General features: G+C 41.3%; 9 protein-coding genes. 8 read left to right on the plus strand and 1 reads right to left on the minus strand.

The window, feature by feature from the left end; translation table 11 throughout:
- Positions 1–267: 267 nt before the first annotated feature.
- From J2X69_RS16455 to J2X69_RS16490, 8 genes are all read left to right on the plus strand, one after another.
- Positions 268–3,585: a SusC/RagA family TonB-linked outer membrane protein gene (locus tag J2X69_RS16455; RefSeq protein WP_310105642.1), complete on the plus strand. Its 3,318-nt coding sequence runs from the start codon at positions 268–270 to the stop codon at positions 3,583–3,585.
- 30 nt (positions 3,586–3,615) lie between these two features.
- Positions 3,616–5,202, plus strand: a complete 1,587-nt coding sequence (locus J2X69_RS16460) for a SusD/RagB family nutrient-binding outer membrane lipoprotein (RefSeq protein ID WP_310105645.1) — start codon at positions 3,616–3,618, stop codon at positions 5,200–5,202.
- Positions 5,203–5,610: 408 nt separating this feature from the next.
- Positions 5,611–8,676, plus strand: coding sequence for a SusC/RagA family TonB-linked outer membrane protein (locus J2X69_RS16465; RefSeq protein ID WP_310105648.1), 3,066 nt, complete (start codon positions 5,611–5,613; stop codon positions 8,674–8,676).
- Position 8,677: 1 nt separating this feature from the next.
- Positions 8,678–10,294: a SusD/RagB family nutrient-binding outer membrane lipoprotein gene (locus J2X69_RS16470; protein WP_310105653.1), complete on the plus strand. Its 1,617-nt coding sequence runs from the start codon at positions 8,678–8,680 to the stop codon at positions 10,292–10,294.
- Between the two features lie 553 nt (positions 10,295–10,847).
- Positions 10,848–13,973: a SusC/RagA family TonB-linked outer membrane protein gene (locus J2X69_RS16475; protein ID WP_310105656.1), complete on the plus strand. Its 3,126-nt coding sequence runs from the start codon at positions 10,848–10,850 to the stop codon at positions 13,971–13,973.
- A gap of 28 nt (positions 13,974–14,001) precedes the next feature.
- Entirely contained in the window at positions 14,002–15,573 is a 1,572-nt protein-coding gene (locus tag J2X69_RS16480) for a SusD/RagB family nutrient-binding outer membrane lipoprotein (RefSeq protein WP_310105659.1), read from the plus strand.
- Between the two features lie 457 nt (positions 15,574–16,030).
- Positions 16,031–18,331 carry a GH92 family glycosyl hydrolase gene (locus tag J2X69_RS16485; RefSeq protein ID WP_310105663.1) on the plus strand — a complete coding sequence of 767 codons (2,301 nt, stop codon included), beginning with the start codon at positions 16,031–16,033 and terminating at the stop codon, positions 18,329–18,331.
- Positions 18,332–18,333: 2 nt separating this feature from the next.
- Positions 18,334–19,197, plus strand: coding sequence for an ROK family protein (locus tag J2X69_RS16490; protein WP_310105664.1), 864 nt, complete (start codon positions 18,334–18,336; stop codon positions 19,195–19,197).
- Positions 19,198–19,344: 147 nt separating this feature from the next.
- On the opposite strand, the gene J2X69_RS16495 is transcribed toward J2X69_RS16490, so the two are convergent.
- Complete coding sequence (locus tag J2X69_RS16495) at positions 19,345–19,527, minus strand: hypothetical protein (RefSeq protein ID WP_310105666.1); 183 nt, start codon at positions 19,525–19,527, stop codon at positions 19,345–19,347.
- Position 19,528: the final 1 nt, after the last annotated feature.

A 19,528-nucleotide genomic window follows, 5' to 3' on the forward strand; every position in this document is an offset into this window, starting at 1 on the left:
GATTGTAAGTTTTTTTAAAAAAATATTTCAATAAGTTTTGATAGAAATATGTTTTTTCTAGCTTTATGGGAATGTTAAATACTTTGTGCATTGATGCTTGAATGTTACTAAAGTGTTTGCATTAAAATTTCCAATATAAAACCTAAATCAAAACAGTATGGAACAAGCTCTACCGGTAATCCATCACGAAAATCGGACGATGGATCATGGCCTAAAGATGGATCATGGCCTAAAGATTTTATTATCATTAACCTCAAATTACCAGCTATGAAAAAAGTTTTATCAATTGCTTTTGCTCTGGTCATGGTCTTGGGCCTTTCGGTTTCAGCACAGGCTCAGAAGAGAATCTTGCAGGGAGTAGTGATTTCTACGGGGGATGGACTTCCTATTCCCGGAGTCACGGTCTTGGACAAGACTACCAAGACAGGTACCACCACGGATATAGATGGTAGGTATTCCATTTCTGTGGAATCAAGTTCGGTAGTGGTGTTTTCGTTTATTGGTTTTGCCACACAGGAGGTTCAGGTAGGTAACCAATCCGAAATCAACATCAGTATGGGGGAAGATACCAGTGAATTATCTGAATTTGTTGTTACTGCCTTTGGTATGGAGAAGACTCAGAAATCTCTGGGGTACGCCACTAGTGTAATCAAGGCGGACGAACTTATAAAAGTAGGAAATCCAAATGTGGCATCTGCACTATATGGAAAGGCTCCCGGAGTAAAAATCCAGACCGGCGCAGGCGGGGCTACTTCGGCGGTAAATATTCAGATCCGGGGTATTAACTCCATTAGAGGTAAAAGCCAGCCTCTGATTGTTCTGGATGGTGTGCCGATCCGAAATGAAGAAGTAACGAATAATAATTATTGGGAGGATCAGCGATTGAGAGGCAATGGATTGTTGGATATCAATCCGGCAGATATTGATAATATTTCCATCTTAAAAGGAGCTTCTGCTGCTGCACTATATGGCTCCGAGGCCGTAAATGGAGTGGTATTGATTACCACCAAAAAAGGGGTTGCAGGAAAAAAGGGGATGCAGGTAGATTTCAACAGCAATTTTTCTGTTGATAAAATTGCCTATTTGCCAAGATACCAAAATGTAAGAGGACCGGGCATACATTCTCATATTGCTGATTTAGGGCAGGCTGAGGATGGTTTTAACTATACCCCGGATGGTATTCGTACAGTTCCTAATGCTACTATTAACTTCGGTCCTAAGTTTGACGGTCAGCCTATGCTGGCTTGGGACGGTGTGTCTAGACCTTACGTAGCTCAGAAAGATAATTATGCAGCATTGTTCAACAATCCGGTAAGCTCCCAGATTAATGTGGCCATATCCAATGCAACTGATAAGTCTAACTTCCGTCTTTCACTGACCCGTCAGGACAATGAGGCCTTGAGCTTGAATTCCAAAAACAGCAAAAATATTGTTAACCTAAACTCCAGCTATCAGGTTAACAAAAGGCTTAAGACTGATTTGATGATTAATTACATCAATCAGAATACCGAAAACCGTCCATATTCAGTTGATCGTATGATTAACAATTTCTCAGGCATGATGACCCGATTTGACAATGGTGCATGGTATTTGGATAAATACCAGACAAGCAGAGGATACCGATTTGTGACCGGTACGGGTCAGAGTTTGACACCGGATGAGAATATTTCCGGAAATGGTTTCAGGGCAGATATTGCCGATTACGCATGGAGAGTAAACAGAAATCAATCTTCAGAGCTTAGTAATCGGGTAATCGGAAGTTTGACCAATACATTTCAGATTACTGATGATTTGAATTTGAGAGCACGTGTGTCCACGGATTTCACTAACCGGTATTCGGAAGATAAGAACGCCACTGAGAGACCGTTGGCATTTGGCCCATCAGGCTCTTTCAGTATGAGCACAGAATTGTTCAATATTCTATATGGTGATGTGATGCTTAATTATAGGAAGGCGATCACAGAGGACATTACTATTGGTGCTATGGTTGGCTATACTGCCAGAAAGGAAAGCATCCGAACAATCGGAGCGCATACTAATGGGAATTTAAACATTGAAAACCGTTTTGATCTAGTTGCTTCTGCCGACATTCCAACGGCTTCTAATAGCCGTGAGTACAGGACTATTGATGCACTTATGGGTACAGTGAATTTTGATTATAAAAACATTTGGTTTGTAGAAGGTACTTTTCGCAGAGACAGAATTTCCACGATGAATCCTAATAACAATGCTTTTGTTTACCCATCCGTCAATACAGCTTTAGCGCTTTCGGAAGCGTTTCAGCTACCTGAATTTATCACTTTTTCCAAGTTGAGAGGTTCTTGGGGTATAGTTGGTAACTACCCCGATATTTATGAGGCAAATATTGCCTATACACAAAGACCTCTTGGTGAGCAGCAGCCGGGTGGATCGAATGTGCTTTATACGTTTATGCCTTCGGAATTTGGAAATGATGGAATCAAACCCGAGCAAAAGCATGAATTTGAGTTTGGTTTGGATACTAGATTCTTCAATAACAGATTTGGCTTGGATATTTCTTATTACAATGCACAGATTAGGGATCAGATTCTTTCGCTGACTTTACCTTCCTCTGCAGGAGCAAAATCTGTACTTACGAATATTGGTACGCTGAGAAATAGTGGAGTTGAACTTAGTTTGAACGGTACCCTAGTGGCAACACCGGCTTTCAATTGGAGTGCTACGATTAATGTGGCCAGGAACATGAATAAGGTGGAGAAGTTGGCAAATAACGCAACTGAATTACTGCATGCTGATTACGATGGAAATGCAGCACAGCTTAGGTCTGTAGTGGGAAGACCTATGGGGGATTTCTATGCGCGTCCTATAGCTACCGATGACAATGGAAACAAAATCGTTCAGCCAAACGGCTTGTATAAGATCGATGACCAGAACTGGAAACAAGTAGGAAATGCAATGCCTGATGCAGTAGGAGGTATCATAAATGATTTCAGCTACAAAAACTTCACTTTGTCAGCAGTGATGGATTTCCAGATCGGAGGTAGTGTAATGCCTACGGGAATCAACTGGATGATCAGCCGCGGTCTGACAGAAGAAAGTCTGAACTACATGGATGAAGCGAGTGGAGGTTTGGCATATTACCGAAATGAGAATGGGCAAGGAATAGGAGTGCCTCATAGCACTGCCCAAGGCCCCAACGGAGAGACTGTATATCATGACGGGATGTTGATGGACGGTGTCACGGCTGACGGCTCTTCTAATAGCAATGTGGTTTCCCAAGCTTTCTACTACTGGAATACTTACAACTGGGGTGGTCCTCAGTATAGTCAGGCTAGGTATGAATTGTATATCAAGGACAATCATTACATCAAAATGAGAGAGCTGTCTCTGGGCTATACATTACCGGATCACATCACATCAAAAATAGGAGCTTCTAATGTGAATATCTCTGTGTATGGGCGAAACTTATTTTTCCTCTATAGGAATATTAAGGACCTAGATCCGGAAGTACTGACCGGAGGATCTAGATGGGAACAGTCATTGACTAGTGCGGGTACCAATCCTGCTACAAGAACAATGGGTGTCATGTTAAGAGCTAGATTCTAATTTTTGGTTTAAGAATAAATTATAATGAATATGAAAATCAAGAAATTATTGATATATGCATTACTGGCCAGTGGATTAGCAAGCTGTGCAGTACAGGATTTTGAGGATGATTACACAGATCCTTCCAAGCTAGCCGAAACTACAATAGGGAAGCAGTTTTCCGGAATGATCCACTCAAATCGCCTCTATGTATTACCCGGTTATAGAGACTACTTCGTGGTAAGAAGAATCACTGCTAACCCATACACTCAGGCAGTAGGATGGGTCAATAGAGAGAACCAATATGTGCCGGGATCGGCGGCCGTTGAGGAACGTTGGGATGTGTTCTATGATTTCCTGGCGCAGTATAGAGAGATCCAGAAAGTTCATAATCAGCTTTCCGATCAGGATAAGTCAGATAAGAGAGTGTTTATGATTGCTGCAGCTACTTATTTCTACGACCATACCCAGCAGCTAGTGGATTTGTATGGAGATATACCTTGGAGCGAGGCAGGTATGTTGAGTATCAATGGGGGGGATTATCAAAATAGCTATCCAAGTTATGATAAAGCTGAAACGATCTATACAAAGATGCTGGATGATTTGAAGGGCTTTGCGGATGAGATGGGATCCCTAAATATTCCCCCTGCGACTGGGACGGAATTTAAAACTCAAGACTTGGTGAACCGTGGGGATATTGATATGTGGTTAAAGTATATCAACTCGTTACGGTTGAGAATGCTGACTAGAGTCAGCGGAACTTCCGAATTCAGTGCAAGGGCAAAATCTGAAATTGCTTCTATTTTGTCCAATCCCGGAAGCTATCCGATTGTGATTGACAATAACAGTAATGTTCTTTTCAATATTCACACGTTGGGTACATTAATGCCTGCTAATAATTTCCAAAGTGGACTTGAAGATTGGGATGGAAATATTGCAGGGAAGCGTATTCTGGATCATATGGTGAGCAATCAGGATCCAAGACTTACCTATGTATTTGAGCCTGGCATAGGATCTGCAGGTGGGAATTACCTTGGTTTGGATCCAATGTTGAATCCTACTCAACAAAACCAACTCGTATTGTCCCAGACCTTAAGTATTTACAATCGCTCTACTATCAGTAGAAATCAGTATTTCCCCGGAGTGATTATGACCGCGGCTGAAGTTCACTTGATGGCTGCGGAATACTACTTGAAGGAAGGTCAAGATGCCTTGGCTAAATCTCATTATGAGGAGTCTATAAAGCAATCTATTGGTTTCTACCAGTATTTGAGAGGTCTTTCTAACAATGCTGAATCTCCTGCAGTCGAAGAGCCTACTAATGAGTCTGTTAGTGCTTACTTAGCTATGGAGGATGTTTCGTGGGATTCAGCTTCGGGATTGGATGCGAAACTTAAGCTGATTGCAGAGCAAAAGTGGTTACACTTTAATGTAATTCAGTCTAACGAGAGTTGGAGCGAGATCAGAAGACTTGGCAAGTTAGATTTGAATTTCTGGGTAGATAATTCCAACCAGCAGAGCCTTCCGCCTTCCAGATGGATGTATCCGGGATCTGAACAGACTTATAATATGGAGAATTACTTAGTGGTACAGCCACAGGATAAGTTGACAAATTCTATTTTCTGGGATGTGAAGTAATAGTTTGTTAACACATAGATTAGGTAAAAGCCTCTCATTGATTTGAGAGGCTTTTTTTATCTTGGTTTTTTTGTGGCTAATAATCAGGTAAGTAGTTGTAAAAAACTACCTGTTTGGGAAAATAATATTTTGTCTATCGTGCTTTTTTGAAAAAATTAGAAAATGTATTTGGATTTACAGTAAAATATTAATGAATTCTTTTTGAATATTTTGTGAAATAATTAGCTTTACCGGACCCAAAAATAAAAATGGAGCTACTAGTAAAGCAAAACTAATAAGCTTGGAGATTACCCAAGCTCCTGATTATTAGTTTTCGCAAATCTGCATTTCCGCAGGATTTACTAAAGGAGGCTAAAAAGCCTATGCCCAAATAACCATTTATCTATTTCTAACAATCAATCACCTACTATGAAAAAAGTTTTAGCAATTGCTTTTGCTCTGGGTTGTATGCTATGTGCTGTGCACTTGGCAAATGGTCAGAGTCGGATATTAAAGGGGGTGGTGACTGCTGCACCGGATGGCTTGCCGATGCCGGGGGTCACTATTCTGGATAAGAGCACAAAGACAGGTACCACCACCAATATAGATGGTGAGTACTCGATCTCTGTTGGTACCAATTCTGTATTGGTTTTTTCGTTTATAGGCTACGCTTCCAAGGAGATTCCTGTAGGCAACCAGTCTGAACTGAACGTGTTGTTGGATGAAGATGCCAGCGAATTATCAGAGGTGGTAGTTACTGCCTTAGGTATCAGTAAAGATAAAGCGACTTTGGGTTATGCATTGACTGAAGTGGGGAGTGAGTCTCTTACTACTGCCCGTGAGACTAATGTCGCGAACTCGTTGGCAGGACGTGTTGCCGGTCTGGTAGTAAAAGGAACCAACAGTGGCCCGGGAGGAACTTCCAAGATTACCTTGAGAGGTCTTCCAAGTATCAGCGGTACAGGATCTCCCTTATATGTGATCAACGGTATTCCTATGGACAATACCCAGAGAGGTTCTGCCGGAGAGTGGGGTGGAGGTGATAGCGGTGACGGTATCGGGAACTTAAGCCCGGATGATATTGAATCTATGACCGTGTTGAAAGGCCAGGCAGCATCAGCGCTTTACGGTACCAGAGCTTCCAATGGGGTGATCTTGATTACCACTAAAAAAGGGGCTAAAGGTGGAGATTGGTCTTTGAACTATACAATGAACTATATGGCTGATGTTGCGGCGGATTTTACTGATTTTCAAAATGTGTATGGTCAGGGAATTGGCGGTGTGAGACCAACTACTGCTACGGATGCCCAATCTACCGGTAGATTAGCTTGGGGTGGCCGAATGGACGGAACTCCGGTTATTGGATTTGATGGAAACCAATATCCTTACTCCCCTTCAAACGATAGGTACATTGATTTTTACAGAATGGGATCTAATTTCACCAACACCGTTTCTGTATCTAAAGGACTGGGTGAAGATGGCTCATTCAGAATGTCTGTTTCCAATCTAGATGCGAAATCCATCGTGCCGAACAGTGGAGTAGATCGATTGACGATCAACTTAAACGTGGAGCAGAATATTACAGATAAACTGAGTGTGACTGCAATGATCAATTACATTGATCAAAAATCCAAAAACATTCCCCGCCTAAGCGATGGGCCTCAAAATCCAAATAACTTCTTGCTTCTGGCTCCAAACATTAGCCAAAGTATCTTTGCTCCCGGCTATAATGCTGAGACTGGGGCTGAAACGGTTTTTAGCGACGATACTTATGTGACTAATCCTTATTTTGTTGTTAACCAAGGGGTTAATGATGTGGGTAGAAAACGTATTATTTCCGCAATATCTACCAAATACGACTTCACAAAGAATATTTACGCTATGATAAGAGTTGGAAATGATGCTTCCAATGATGATTTCTTTAGTGTGGAGCCATATGGTTTGGCTTATACGGATAGACTGAGAGGCAATCTAAGTGGGCGTGGTCAATCCCAAAGATCCGAAACAAATATTGACGGTATTTTGGGAGGTAAATTTGACTTAACAGATAAATTAAATTTGGATCTTCTTGTTGGTGGAAATATGAGAAATAATAAGTACGAATCCGTTGGAGTAGGCGGTAGCCGCTTTGTTCTTCCTTACTTATATTCTCCATTCAATCTGGAAACATTCTCCAGAACATATGAATACAATGAGCGTGAGGTTCATTCCGGATTTTATTCTGTTGGTATTGGATACGACAATATATTGACGTTGACTACTACGGGCAGATATGATGTATATAGCACATTGCCTCTTACTGATAATAATATCTTCTCGCCTTCAGTAGCAGCAGCATTTGTTTTTAGTGAATTGCTGAATAGCTCTGCATTAGATTTTGGTAAGTTTAGAGCATCTTATGCCGTCACCAGTGGGGAGCCTTTTGATGCTTACATAGATAGGTTCTATTACAATTCTGCCAATGCTTATAATGGAGTTCCTGCAGGTTCAGCACCTACAGCTCTTCCGAATTTGAACTTGAAACCATTTACCACCAGTGAAATAGAATTGGGAGTAGACCTAAGTTTCTTCAATAATAGATTGGGATTTGATATTGCCTACTATGAAAAAGAAACGCATAATGAAATTATGAATGCCAGTTACAGTATTGCGTCGGGTTTCAACAGCGCAGTTGTTGCGACGGGATCTACCAGCAATAAGGGATTGGAAGTTTTGGTGACAGGTACGCCGGTTCAAACTGCCAACTTTACTTGGAAATCGTCATTTAACTTGTCAAAAGTTAAAAATGAAGTGTTAAGCACTGATAACAACAATAATCCGGTACCCTTAGGACAAAACAGAGCCACATTAGGAAATGCTGTGACTGCTTATGTGGTGGGTGAAGCTGGTCCTCAGATCAGAGCATTTGATTATGCCTACAACGCTGATGGCTCTATTCAAGTAGACGAGGGAGGCCTGCCTGTTCAGGGTGAATTGATTAATATGGGAACGGTACTGCCTACATTATATGGCGGTTGGAATAACGAGTTCAATTACAAAGGAATTATGTTCTCATTCTTAATTGATTACAACTATGGTAACAAAGTGCTTTCGGCTACCGAATACTATTCGATTTTCAGGGGGCTAAACCAAATAACCCTTGAAGGTAGGGAAGAGGGGGTGACCAATGGAGGAGTAACTGCACCGGCTAGAGAATACTATGAGGCTTTAGCTCAAAATATTACAAGGACTAGTGTTGTTGATGGCGATTTTATCAAGTTGAGACAGTTGACTCTGGGCTATTCCTTTCCTGACAAATGGTTTGGAAACACTCCCGTATTGAAAGGGCTTAGTGTTTCTCTAGTAGGTAGAAATTTAGGGTTTTTGATGCGTAAGGCCAAGAATATTGATCCTGAAGCAAACTTTGGCTCCAATATCAACTATACCGGAATTGAAGGTGGCAATCTTCCAAGCGCTAGATCTTTTGGGTTTAACCTTAATTTCAAATTGAACTAATATGAAAAAATATATAAGCTTATTTCTTACAGGGGTTTTATTGGCTGTGTCCAGTTGTGATGGGGATTTTGCAGATATCAATACTGATCCTAACCGAGCCAATGAGGACGGATTTGACCCCAACCTGATACTCCCTACTGTTTCTTATAACTACGGAAACATGATGACAGGATATACCGGTGCAATTTTGTTTCAAAGCATGTGGGTGCAGGTGATGGCTTCCACCTCTACCGGAGGAGCCAACTACTATTCCAACGCAGATAAATATGTAATCTCAGGCAGTACGAACAGTTATATTCAAAGTGTGTGGAATGATGGCTATTCTGCAGCCTCAAGAGTATATCAAATGCAGGGGTTGGCAGAGAGAAAAGGGTATGGCAACTTGGTTGCTGTAGGTGAAATTTGGAAGGTTCTTACGCTTTCATTCGTATCTGATATCTATGGGGATATTCCGTATTCTGAAGCACTACAGGCGGAAGCAGGGATCACTCAGCCTAGATATGATTCTCAGTCAGAAGCGTATTTGGCAATGCTTTCGGATCTTGAGGGCGCACTCAGTTCAATAAATGATTCCGGTGATGAAATAAAGAATGATGTACTCTATGGGGGAGATTTGACAAAATGGAGAAAACTGGGATATTCCATCATGTTGCGTATGGCAATGAGATTGGTAGAAGTGGATCCGTCTACAGCTCAATCTTATGTTCAGAAAGCAATCTCAGGTGGTGTTTTTGCTTCAATAGATGATGAAGCTATATTGGTGTCTGACGACACAAATGGATATCCCAATTCCAGTGCAAATGCGTTAAACGTCGTTGATGATGTATATGAAGTACGTTGGTCAAAAAAGCTGATAGATTTTCTTAAAGCAAACAATGATCCTCGGCTACGTATAATCGCAGAAGTACCAGCTGCAGGTTTGGCTGCCAATAGAGGTACAGCTGCCGGTAATAATGATCCAAGTGTTCAAATAGGTTTACCTAATGGGTACGACCTTAGGGGTGGTAATACAGACGTGACAAAAGAACCTAACTATCCAGGAGCTAGTCCTGCAAATCCTAGCGTGGAAGATGACGTGCCTGCTCCGATAGGAAAGTACTCCAGACCCACTGCAATCTACAGAGATCGTGATGCCCCTGTATTTATTTTGACTTATGCCGAGATTCAGTTCCTCCTGGCTGATGCAGCCGCTAGAGGATTTACAGTACCGGGTTCTGCATCTGCATATTATTCTGCAGGTTTAGAAGGTGCATTGGCTACCATAGGGAAATTCCGTGGAGCAACTGTCTCTGCTTCTGCAGCTACTGCTTTTATTGCAGACAATCCTTTGGATATCAGTAGTCCTGCCGCTTCGTTGAAAATGATCAATGAGCAGATTTGGGCCACCACCGGTATCTTTGCAAACTTTGTGGAATCTTGGAACAACTGGAAGAGATCAGGTTATCCTGAGTTGACTCCAGTGAATTATTCAGGCAATTTCTCATCGGGACAAATTCCAAGAAGACAGCTTTATCCTGCTTCGGAAAGCACTACCAATCCTCAAGGATTGGCTAATGCAATTTCCAATATGGGTGGAGATACCTGGATCAACAGAGTATGGTGGGACGCAGGTAATTAATTCCTATAAATAGTTACAAGTAGAATTCCGATAGAGGTTTTGATTCAATTCAAAGCCTCTATCTTTTTTATGCCCATTGTTTAATGCATATAAAAGTGAAGGGATAAGTTGACAAATTCTATTTTCTGGGATGTGAATTAATAGTTTGTTAACACACATAGATTAGGTGAAAGCCTCTCATTGATTTGAGAGGCATTTTTTTATCCTGGTTCTTTTGTGGCTAATAATCAGGTTAGTAGTTGTAAAAAATTCCCTATTTATGAAAAATAATATTTTGTCTAGTGCGCTTTTTTGAAAAAAATAGAAAATGTATTTGGATTTATATTAAAATATTGATGAATTCTTTTTGAATATTTTATGAAATATTTAGCTTTACTGGACCCAAAAATAAAAATGGAACTACTAGTAAAGTAAAGCTGATAAGCTGGGAGATTGCCCGAGGTCCTGATTATTAGTTTTGATAAATCTGCGTTTTGCAGAATTTTACTAAAGGAGGCTAAAAAGCCTATGCCAGAATAACCATTTATCTATTTCTAACAATCAATCACCTACTATGAAAAAAGTTTTATCTATTGCTTTTGCTCTGGTTATGGTGTTGGGACTTTCAGTCTCGACGCAGGCTCAGCAGCGAATATTGAAAGGAGTGGTGACCGCTGCATCAGATGGTCTCCCCTTACCTGGTGTAACCATTGTGGACAAAAGCACAAAGTCTGGAACCACAACAAATGCGGATGGGGAATATTCTATCTCTGTTAATGAAAACACGGTGTTGGTGTTCTCGTTTATAGGTTTTTCTGATCAAGAATTCACTGTTGGAAACCAAACAGAATTACTTGTATCACTGGAAGAAGAAGCATCGGACCTTAGTGAAGTGGTCGTTACAGCATTTGGTATGGAGAGAGATAAGAAGGCATTGGGTTATTCCGTAACGCAATTAGCAGGTGATCGATTTACAGAAGCTCGTACTGCAAATGTTGGTAATGCACTTTCAGGAAAAGTAGCGGGAGTAAATGTAACACCCCCTTCAACCGGAGCGGCAGGATCTAGCCGAGTAGTAATACGAGGAGGTTCTTCTCTAACTGGAAATGACCAGCCTCTCTATGTTGTTAACGGAATACCAATCGAATCAGGCAACCTCGGCAATGCGGGGATGTGGGGTGGAAATGATTCTGGGGACGGTCTGTCATCCATCAGTCCAGACGATATTGAAAGCATGTCTGTATTGAAAGGTAATGCGGCTGCCGCCCTGTATGGAGCAAGAGCCGCAAATGGTGTAATCTTAATTACTACCAAAAGCGGAACAGCCCGAAAGGGGATTGGTGTATCATATAGTTCTAATGTCATGTTTGACAATGTTTGGGATCAGACTGATTTTCAAAGACAATATGGTGCAGGAAGAGATGGACGTGTTTCGAACACTACAGAAGAGGCATTAGAAGATGCTACAAATGGTTGGGGGGCTAGATATGATGGTTCTTCGGTTATTCAATTTGACGGAGTGTCCCGCCCCTATTCCTTTACGGGCGAAGGCTTGTCTGATTTCTACAAAACTGCTTATACTTTTAATAATTCTATTGCTTTTGATGGAGGCAATGAGATGGGGAATTATCGTTTCTCATTTTCGGATTTGGATAATAAGGATATTATGCCAAATGCAGGTTTCAAGCGTAGGGTGGCTAACGCCAATATCAATGGAAAACTTGGTAAATTCACTCTTGCCGTTACAGGGCAGTTTTCAAATCAAAAAGCGAAAAACAGACCAAGACTATCGGATGCCCCGGGCAATGCAAATTACGCAATGCTGACCAAGCCAGGACATATTCCATTGGAACTGATGAGAGGCACTACAGATAAATTTGGGGCTAAAGAAGACGGAACGGAATTAAGATACCAACAAAGCACTTTTCTCACCAATCCTTATTGGGCTGCTTATCAATTTTATAGGGAAGATGAGACAAACAGGATCTTGGGAAATGTATCCCTGAAATATGACATCACGGATTGGTTGTATGTACAAGGTAGATTAGGGCTTGATTTTCAGTCTCGGGTAGATCACTCTTCCGAGCCTTATGGAACGGCCTATAAGCCTTTGGGAGATTATTATGTGACAGAGCGGACAATCAGAGAGGATAATGCTGATTTGTTTATTGGATTCAATAAAACGTTTGGTGATTTCGATTTTGATGTTTTTGTAGGGGGCAATCGAATGAGAAGAACGTCTGAAAGCTTACGTGGAGGAGGAAATGATTTAGTTATCCCTTTCTTTAGCAGTGTAAGAAATGTAAGAGCTCCATCTATTACCTATGACTTTTCTGAGTATGGGATCAATTCGTATTTTGGAGCTGCAAATATTGGTTACAAAAACGTACTCTTCTTCAATGCTACTGCCCGCCAAGATCAATTCTCAACCTTGTCTGGGGCAAATAGTACGTTATTCTACCCTTCATTTAGCTTGAGTGGAGTTCTAAGTGATATGTTTACCTTTCCTGAAGTGATCACTTTCGCTAAAGTCAGAGGTTCTTGGGGACAAGCAGGGGGCGGTGCTCCAAATCCATATGCTTTAAATCTTACATACGGTTTAGTGGGAGCAGGTCACTTGGGAGGTAATTTAGGGCAGATTCAAAACGAATCTATACCAAACTCAAATCTTGGGCCATATACTTCTACAGAATATGAGATTGGAGCAGACCTAAGGTTTTTTGAGAACCGAGTAGGACTTGATGTTGCCTATTATAATAGAACAACTAAGGATGATATCCTAGCAACGGGAATTTCTGGCACATCTGGATTTAATACAACTACAATCAACATTGGTGAGCTTAGAAATAAAGGCTTTGAGTTTTTGTTAAATATAACTCCAATCGCAAGAGATTTTAAATGGGATATTTCATTCAATTTTGCGAATAACGTATCTGAGGTTTTAAGTTTAGGGACTAATTCAGAAGGAGAGGCTATAGAGTTTATCAACTTGGGCAACAGCCGACTTCAGCGTGAAAGTATAAGACATATTGTAGGAGAGCCTTTAGGTATGATTGCGGGCTTTAAGCAGCTTGAGATCAATGGCCAAAAAGTGTATGATGATAATGGATATCCTGTGGCTACTGACGGTTATGAAACTATTGCTCAAGGAAGACATCCGATTTCTGCCGGATTTAGCAATACATTTAGCTATAAAGGATTTCGTATGTATTTCTTAATTGATGTACGAAGCGGAGGATATATGATGTCCGGTACGAATAGTTCAGCTTATTCAAGGGGCTTACATGAAAATACATTGGTAGGAAGAGACGGGGGATTAACGATAAGTGGTGTAAATCTGGCTGGAGAACCAATGGAATGGATTATACCGGCGAACCCAACTAATCCGGAAGAATACCTCTTGGATCAATACTATCAGAGATATGCACAAATAACTGAAAATGTAGTATATGATGCTTCATTTGCCAAGTTAAGAGAGTTTACTTTCGGATATACTTTCCCGGCTAAAGTGATCAGTAAAACTCCCCTGCAGTCTTTAACCCTTTCCTTTGTTGGTAGAAATTTAGCGTTGTTATGGTCAAATGTACCGAACGTAGATCCTGAATCTGCTTATGCAAACGATGGGAATTCTCAAGGGTTGGAATACTTTGGTCTTCCTACTAACAGGAGCTTCGGATTTAATCTTTCAGCAAACTTCTAATCCATTCACGGACTAAAATTATTGAATAATGAAAATTAAAAATACACTAGGAACAGTCCTACTGGCAAGTGCTATGCTATTTTCTACAGCCTGTAGTGAGGATGCATTGTTGGATTTGAACATAGATCAAAATTCAGCTACAGATATTGACATGGCTTACCTATTTTCTCTGGGAACATTGAGGATCGGGGCTGAATTTGAAAACACACGTGTTTCCATGCTTTATGCTGCTACTATGATCCAACAGATTGGATCAACTTCATCGTATTTCAGTGGTGACAAGTACTTCTATAATGCTGCGTATAGTGGATCATATATGGAAAGTCATTATACCGGAATCATGCGACTGTTTCAGCAGGTTATTGCTGAGACAGCCGATGACCCTACTATGGCTAACTTGAATGCGGCTACCACGGTATTGAAAGTTTTTGATCTACATAGAATGACGGATATCTATGGAGATGTCCCTTATTTTCAGGCTGGTAAAGGGTTACAGGGGGAGGAAAACTGGTTCCCCGCTTATGACAATCAGAGGGACATCTACAGTGCAATGGTAGAAGAGCTTCGTGCTGCTAGGGATAAGTTCACAGAATCTGCCCTTCCGCTTGGTGCACAGGATTTTGTTTACTTTGGTGATCTGAACAAATGGCGGAAATTTTCCAATTCATTATTAATGCGTATCGCAATGCGTATGAGCAATGTGGATCCCACCTTGGCTGAAGAAGTATTTCTGGAAGCAAATTCAAGTGGTGCTTTTACCTCTAATGACGATATAGCATTTATTCATTACGAAACAGGGCCTCAAGGTATAAATAGAAATGGATTGAATGATGGCTATTGGAATAGCAATAAGTATGGAAGGGATTGTAAAGTATCAGCTACATTTTTGGATTGGATGGTCGAAAATAATGATCCCCGTTTAATGATAATAAGCGGTGGTACCGGTGATCCTGATGATCCCACTACATGGAACACAGATCCGGCTGTTCAAAAAGGGTTGCCAAATGGCTATAATTCTACCACTATCAGAACTGTACTCTCTCCTGCAGATACCGCAGATTTTCGTGCAAGAGGGAATAGGATTTTTTCCATGCAAAATCTCAGGTATTTTGATTGGGAAGATCCTTACTACTTACAATCATACGCTGAAGTAGAATTAATGAAAGCAGAGGCTGCGCTAAAAGGCTGGATATCCAGCAGTGCAAATGAGCACTTCTCGAATGGAGTAGCGGCAGCTATCAATGCTTGGGTGGAATTTGATCCGTCTTTTTCCAGAACTCCGGAGATAATTTCAGAATACATTGCAGGCCGTGGGTTTGCTTCTGCTTCAGATGAAAATAAGTTAAAATTGATCGGTGAAGAATACTGGGCAGCTACTTATTTGAATCACATAGAGTCCTGGTCTAACTGGAGAAGAACAGGCTATCCTGAGCTGTCTCCAACTCAAGATCCGAATGCCTTTGAGGGTAATTTTATCCCAAGAAGGTTGAGGTATTGGGAAAATGAAATTGGATCCAATTATGAAAACTACACCGCTGCCAGAGAAAGGATGGGAGGGGATCTATTTGCAACCAGAGTATGGTGGGATGGTGGAAATTAATACCTGAGTTAGTAAATAGGTAATTTTCCGATAGAGGCTTTGATTCAATTCAAAGCCTCTATTTTTTTATGCCCATTTTTCAAATGTTTAACCCGCATTAGCATTTCTATTGCGACCAATAATTGCTTCAAAATCAGTCACTGCGTTGCAGTTTTCGACTTCACCATAGCGTTGCTATGCCTCAGTCTCCAAACAGCATGATTTTATTGCAATTAATGGTCTCTTAACAAAACCTAATACAAAATCCGGGTTTAACTCCTTGATGCGAATTGTTAAGCATTCGGTAAATCCAGACTTTCAACAATTTTTGCTATCGATTAGGAGTGAATCTGGGGTAGAGGAAGTTTCCAATAGTCACCGAGATAAAAGCTACGTATAATTGATTACCGCTAATTGAATTCTACCCCAGACTCTAAAAATTGCTTTGTAAATTTGACCCGAATTAATACCCTCTTTGATGAAACCTATTATTGCCACTGTTGCACTTTTATTGTGCACCCAATTCGGGCTTTTTGCCCAAAAAATCACAGCTACAGAATCACGGGAATTAGTGGACTATGCCCTACCACTGGTGGGAACAGACTCCAGACCCGAATTTTCCAACGGAAATACGTATCCTGCCATAGCTTTGCCTTGGGGGATGAATTTTTGGTCCCCACAGACCGGAAAGATGGGAGATGGCTGGATGTACAGTTTTGGAGCTGAAAAAATCCGCGGATTCAAACAAACACATCAGCCTTCACCATGGATGAATGATTACGGTCAGTTTTCTATCATGCCGATGACCGGTACACCGGTTTTTGATCAGGATGAAAGAGCATCTTGGTTTTCCCACAAAGCAGAAACTGCTGAACCCAATTACTATCAGGTTTATCTGGCAGATCATAACATCAACCTGGAACTCACACCGACGGAGAGAGCTGCGCTTTTTAGAATAACTTATCCGGCGGGAGAAGAGGCTTCATTGATTTTGGATGCTTTCGATAATGGATCCGAAGTCACTATTGATCCTGAAAACAAAAGAATAACAGGTTACTCTACCAAGAATTCCGGTGGTGTTCCGGACAATTTCAAGAATTACTTTGTCTTGGAGTTTGATGAGAATTTTACCTTAGCCCAAACTGTAGCAGACTCACTGGTAAGCGGAAAGTTGACGGTAAATGCAAATCACGTAGGGGCATTGATTGGTTTTGGAAAGAAATCAGCTGCTTTTCAAGTAAAGGTGAAAGTAGCTTCTTCTTTTGTAAGCCCTGAGCAGGCGCTTCTGAATTTGGAGGAATTAGGGTCCGGCGATTTTGAAACTCTCCGCAGCAAAGGTAGAGATGCCTGGAATGAGCAGTTGGGTAAGATAGAAGTTGGCGGAGGTTCGATCGCCCAGCTCGAAATGTTCTACACCAGTTTGTACCGTTCCCTACTATTCCCAAGGAAATTCTATGAGATCAATGCAGACGGGGAAGTGGTTCATTACAGTCCATATAATGGGAAAGTGGAAAGCGGATACATGTACACTGATACAGGGTTTTGGGATACATTTAGAGCCTTATTTCCTTTGTTAAATCTGGTTTACCCGGATATAAATGCAGAAATCCAAGCAGGCTTGGCAAATGCCTATAAGGAAGGGGGCTGGCTTCCGGAGTGGGGAAGTCCAGGATTAAGAAACGTGATGGTGGGAAACAATTCAGCTTCAGTCGTCGCTGATGCCTACTTAAAAATTGGAGAAGAATACGATTACGATATAGAGACACTTTATGAAGCACTGATTCATGGGGCAAACAATGAGGGACCTTTGACAGCCGTGGGAAGAGCAGGAGTAGAATATTACAATAAGTTGGGCTATGTGCCTTATGATGTGAAGATCAATGAGAATGCTGCCCGCACGTTGGAGTATTCTTACGATGATTTTACCATTTATCAATTGGCCAAAAAACTGAATAAGCCACAGTCAGAAATTGATTTGTATAAGTCAAGAGCCATGAATTACAAGAAGTTGTTTGACAAAGAGTCTGGCTGGATGCGTGGCAAAAATGAGGATGGTTCGTTCCAGTCACCTTTTAATCCACTCAAATGGGGGGACGCTTTCACCGAGGGGAATTCCATGCATTATACTTGGTCGGTATTTCAGGATATACAGGGCTTGGTTGATCTGATGGGAGGAGAAAAGGCTTTTGTAGATAAACTGGATGGGATCTTTACAAGTGCGCCTACCTTTGAGGAAAGCTACTATGGCTTTGTGATCCACGAAATCAGAGAAATGCAAGTGGCTCAAATGGGCCAATATGCTCATGGAAATCAACCTATCCAACATATGATTTACTTGTACAATCATGCACTTCAGCCTTGGAAAGCGCAACACTGGGTGAGGGAGACGATGGATAGGATGTACCGTCCTACACCTGATGGATATTGCGGAGATGAAGACAATGGACAAACTTCTGCTTGGTATGTTTTTTCCGCTTTGGGTTTTTATCCGGTCACTCCGGGTGCCGATGAGTATGTTCTGGGAGCTCCTTTGTTCAAGGAAGCTAAAATCCATCTCGCAAACGACAATGCAATTGAAATCTCGGCTCCCAATAATTCTCCGGATCACAGATATATTAAGTCTATGACTTGGGATGGGAAATCATACGATAAAACCTACCTAAACTATTTTGAGCTTAAAAAAGGAGCGAAGCTGAATTTTGAAATGGATACTGAACCAAACAAGTCTAGAGGAATATCAGCAAGTGACAAGCCTTTTTCATTAAGCTTAAGAGACTAACTATGGAACTCATTGGAGTAGATATTGGAGGTTCACATATCTCTGCGGCAAAAGTGAAACTTGAGGGTCGAATAGCTTCTTTTGATAGCTTTCAGGAAGCCGATGTAGATACTTTCGGAGACAAGGAAAGTATTATTTCAGCTTGGGCGGAGGTTATAAAAAAAGCGGCAGGTGAATCTACCGCCTATAAAGTGGGAATAGCCATGCCTGGTCCCTATGACTATGAGAATGGAATTTCTCTGATTAAGGATCAGGGGAAAATGGCTTCCCTTTTTCAGCTTTCTGTTAAGGATTTATTGGCAGAAAGTTTAGGCTTACCGTCCTCACATTTGGCATTCACCAACGACGCAGAGGCTTTTCTGGTTGGGGAAAGCTATGCCGGAGCGGGAAAGGATTTTCAAAACTCGGTAGGGATCACCTTAGGTACAGGTTTGGGATCAGCTATCAAAGTTCATGAGGTAGTGAAGGATGCAAAGCTCTGGACAGCACCGTTCAGGGACGGAATTGCCGAGGATTACCTGGGAACAGCCTGGTTTAAAAAATATGCACTGGAACAATTTGGAGTAGAGATTTCGGGAGCAAAGGACCTACTTTCTTCTGATGTTGATTCGGGAGTTTCGATCAAAATATTTGAGACATTCGGCAGAGCTCTTGGAGAATTTTTGTTTCCTTATTTGATCCGGTTGCATGCTGAAGGAGTAGTCCTTGGCGGCAAAATCAGTTTGGCAGGAGCGCATTATTTGCCTACGACCGGAGCCTACTTGGAAACTATGGGCTATCCAGTTCCCATTAATATTTCTGTCTTGGGAGAGCGTGCTGCATTGATTGGAGCTTGTTTGCCTTTTGTGGAAAGTGATGTATGTTAGTTATAGTTGAATAGTTGTTTTTAGCCACCACAAAAACCACAAAGGTCCAGTGTCATTATCAATACACAACTTAGAATCTTTAACCCTTAACTTCTTTTTTTATTTTAACCGCATAGACACATAGACAAACATAGCGATGATATAGATTTATATGATTATCCGCTTTTCTACCAGTAAGGAAGCAAAAGCGACATAAGCTTTGGTAATCCCGATAGTCATCGGGACATTGAGGTCACTTCGGCCAGCCCGCTGTGGCGGGTCATCCGTCTTCGGTTTTCCGTCCAGTAAAACAAGGGAAATATGGCCAGTGACAGGATTGCGGACAATCATA

Origin of the sequence: Algoriphagus sp. 4150, assembly GCF_031457395.1 — a bacterium.
Taxonomy (GTDB): Bacteria; Bacteroidota; Bacteroidia; order Cytophagales; family Cyclobacteriaceae; genus Algoriphagus.

Excerpts from the sequence above, each read along its gene's own strand:
- J2X69_RS16455 (WP_310105642.1), top strand. The coding sequence starts at position 268 with ATGAAAAAAGTTTTATCAATTGCTTTTGCTCTGGTCATGGTCTTGGGC.
- J2X69_RS16460 (WP_310105645.1), top strand. The coding sequence starts at position 3,616 with ATGAAAATCAAGAAATTATTGATATATGCATTACTGGCCAGTGGATTA.
- J2X69_RS16465 (WP_310105648.1), top strand. The coding sequence starts at position 5,611 with ATGAAAAAAGTTTTAGCAATTGCTTTTGCTCTGGGTTGTATGCTATGT.
- J2X69_RS16470 (WP_310105653.1), top strand. The coding sequence starts at position 8,678 with ATGAAAAAATATATAAGCTTATTTCTTACAGGGGTTTTATTGGCTGTG.
- J2X69_RS16475 (WP_310105656.1), top strand. The coding sequence starts at position 10,848 with ATGAAAAAAGTTTTATCTATTGCTTTTGCTCTGGTTATGGTGTTGGGA.
- J2X69_RS16480 (WP_310105659.1), top strand. The coding sequence starts at position 14,002 with ATGAAAATTAAAAATACACTAGGAACAGTCCTACTGGCAAGTGCTATG.
- J2X69_RS16485 (WP_310105663.1), top strand. The coding sequence starts at position 16,031 with ATGAAACCTATTATTGCCACTGTTGCACTTTTATTGTGCACCCAATTC.
- J2X69_RS16490 (WP_310105664.1), top strand. The coding sequence starts at position 18,334 with ATGGAACTCATTGGAGTAGATATTGGAGGTTCACATATCTCTGCGGCA.
- J2X69_RS16495 (WP_310105666.1), bottom strand. The coding sequence starts at position 19,527 with ATGATTGTCCGCAATCCTGTCACTGGCCATATTTCCCTTGTTTTACTG.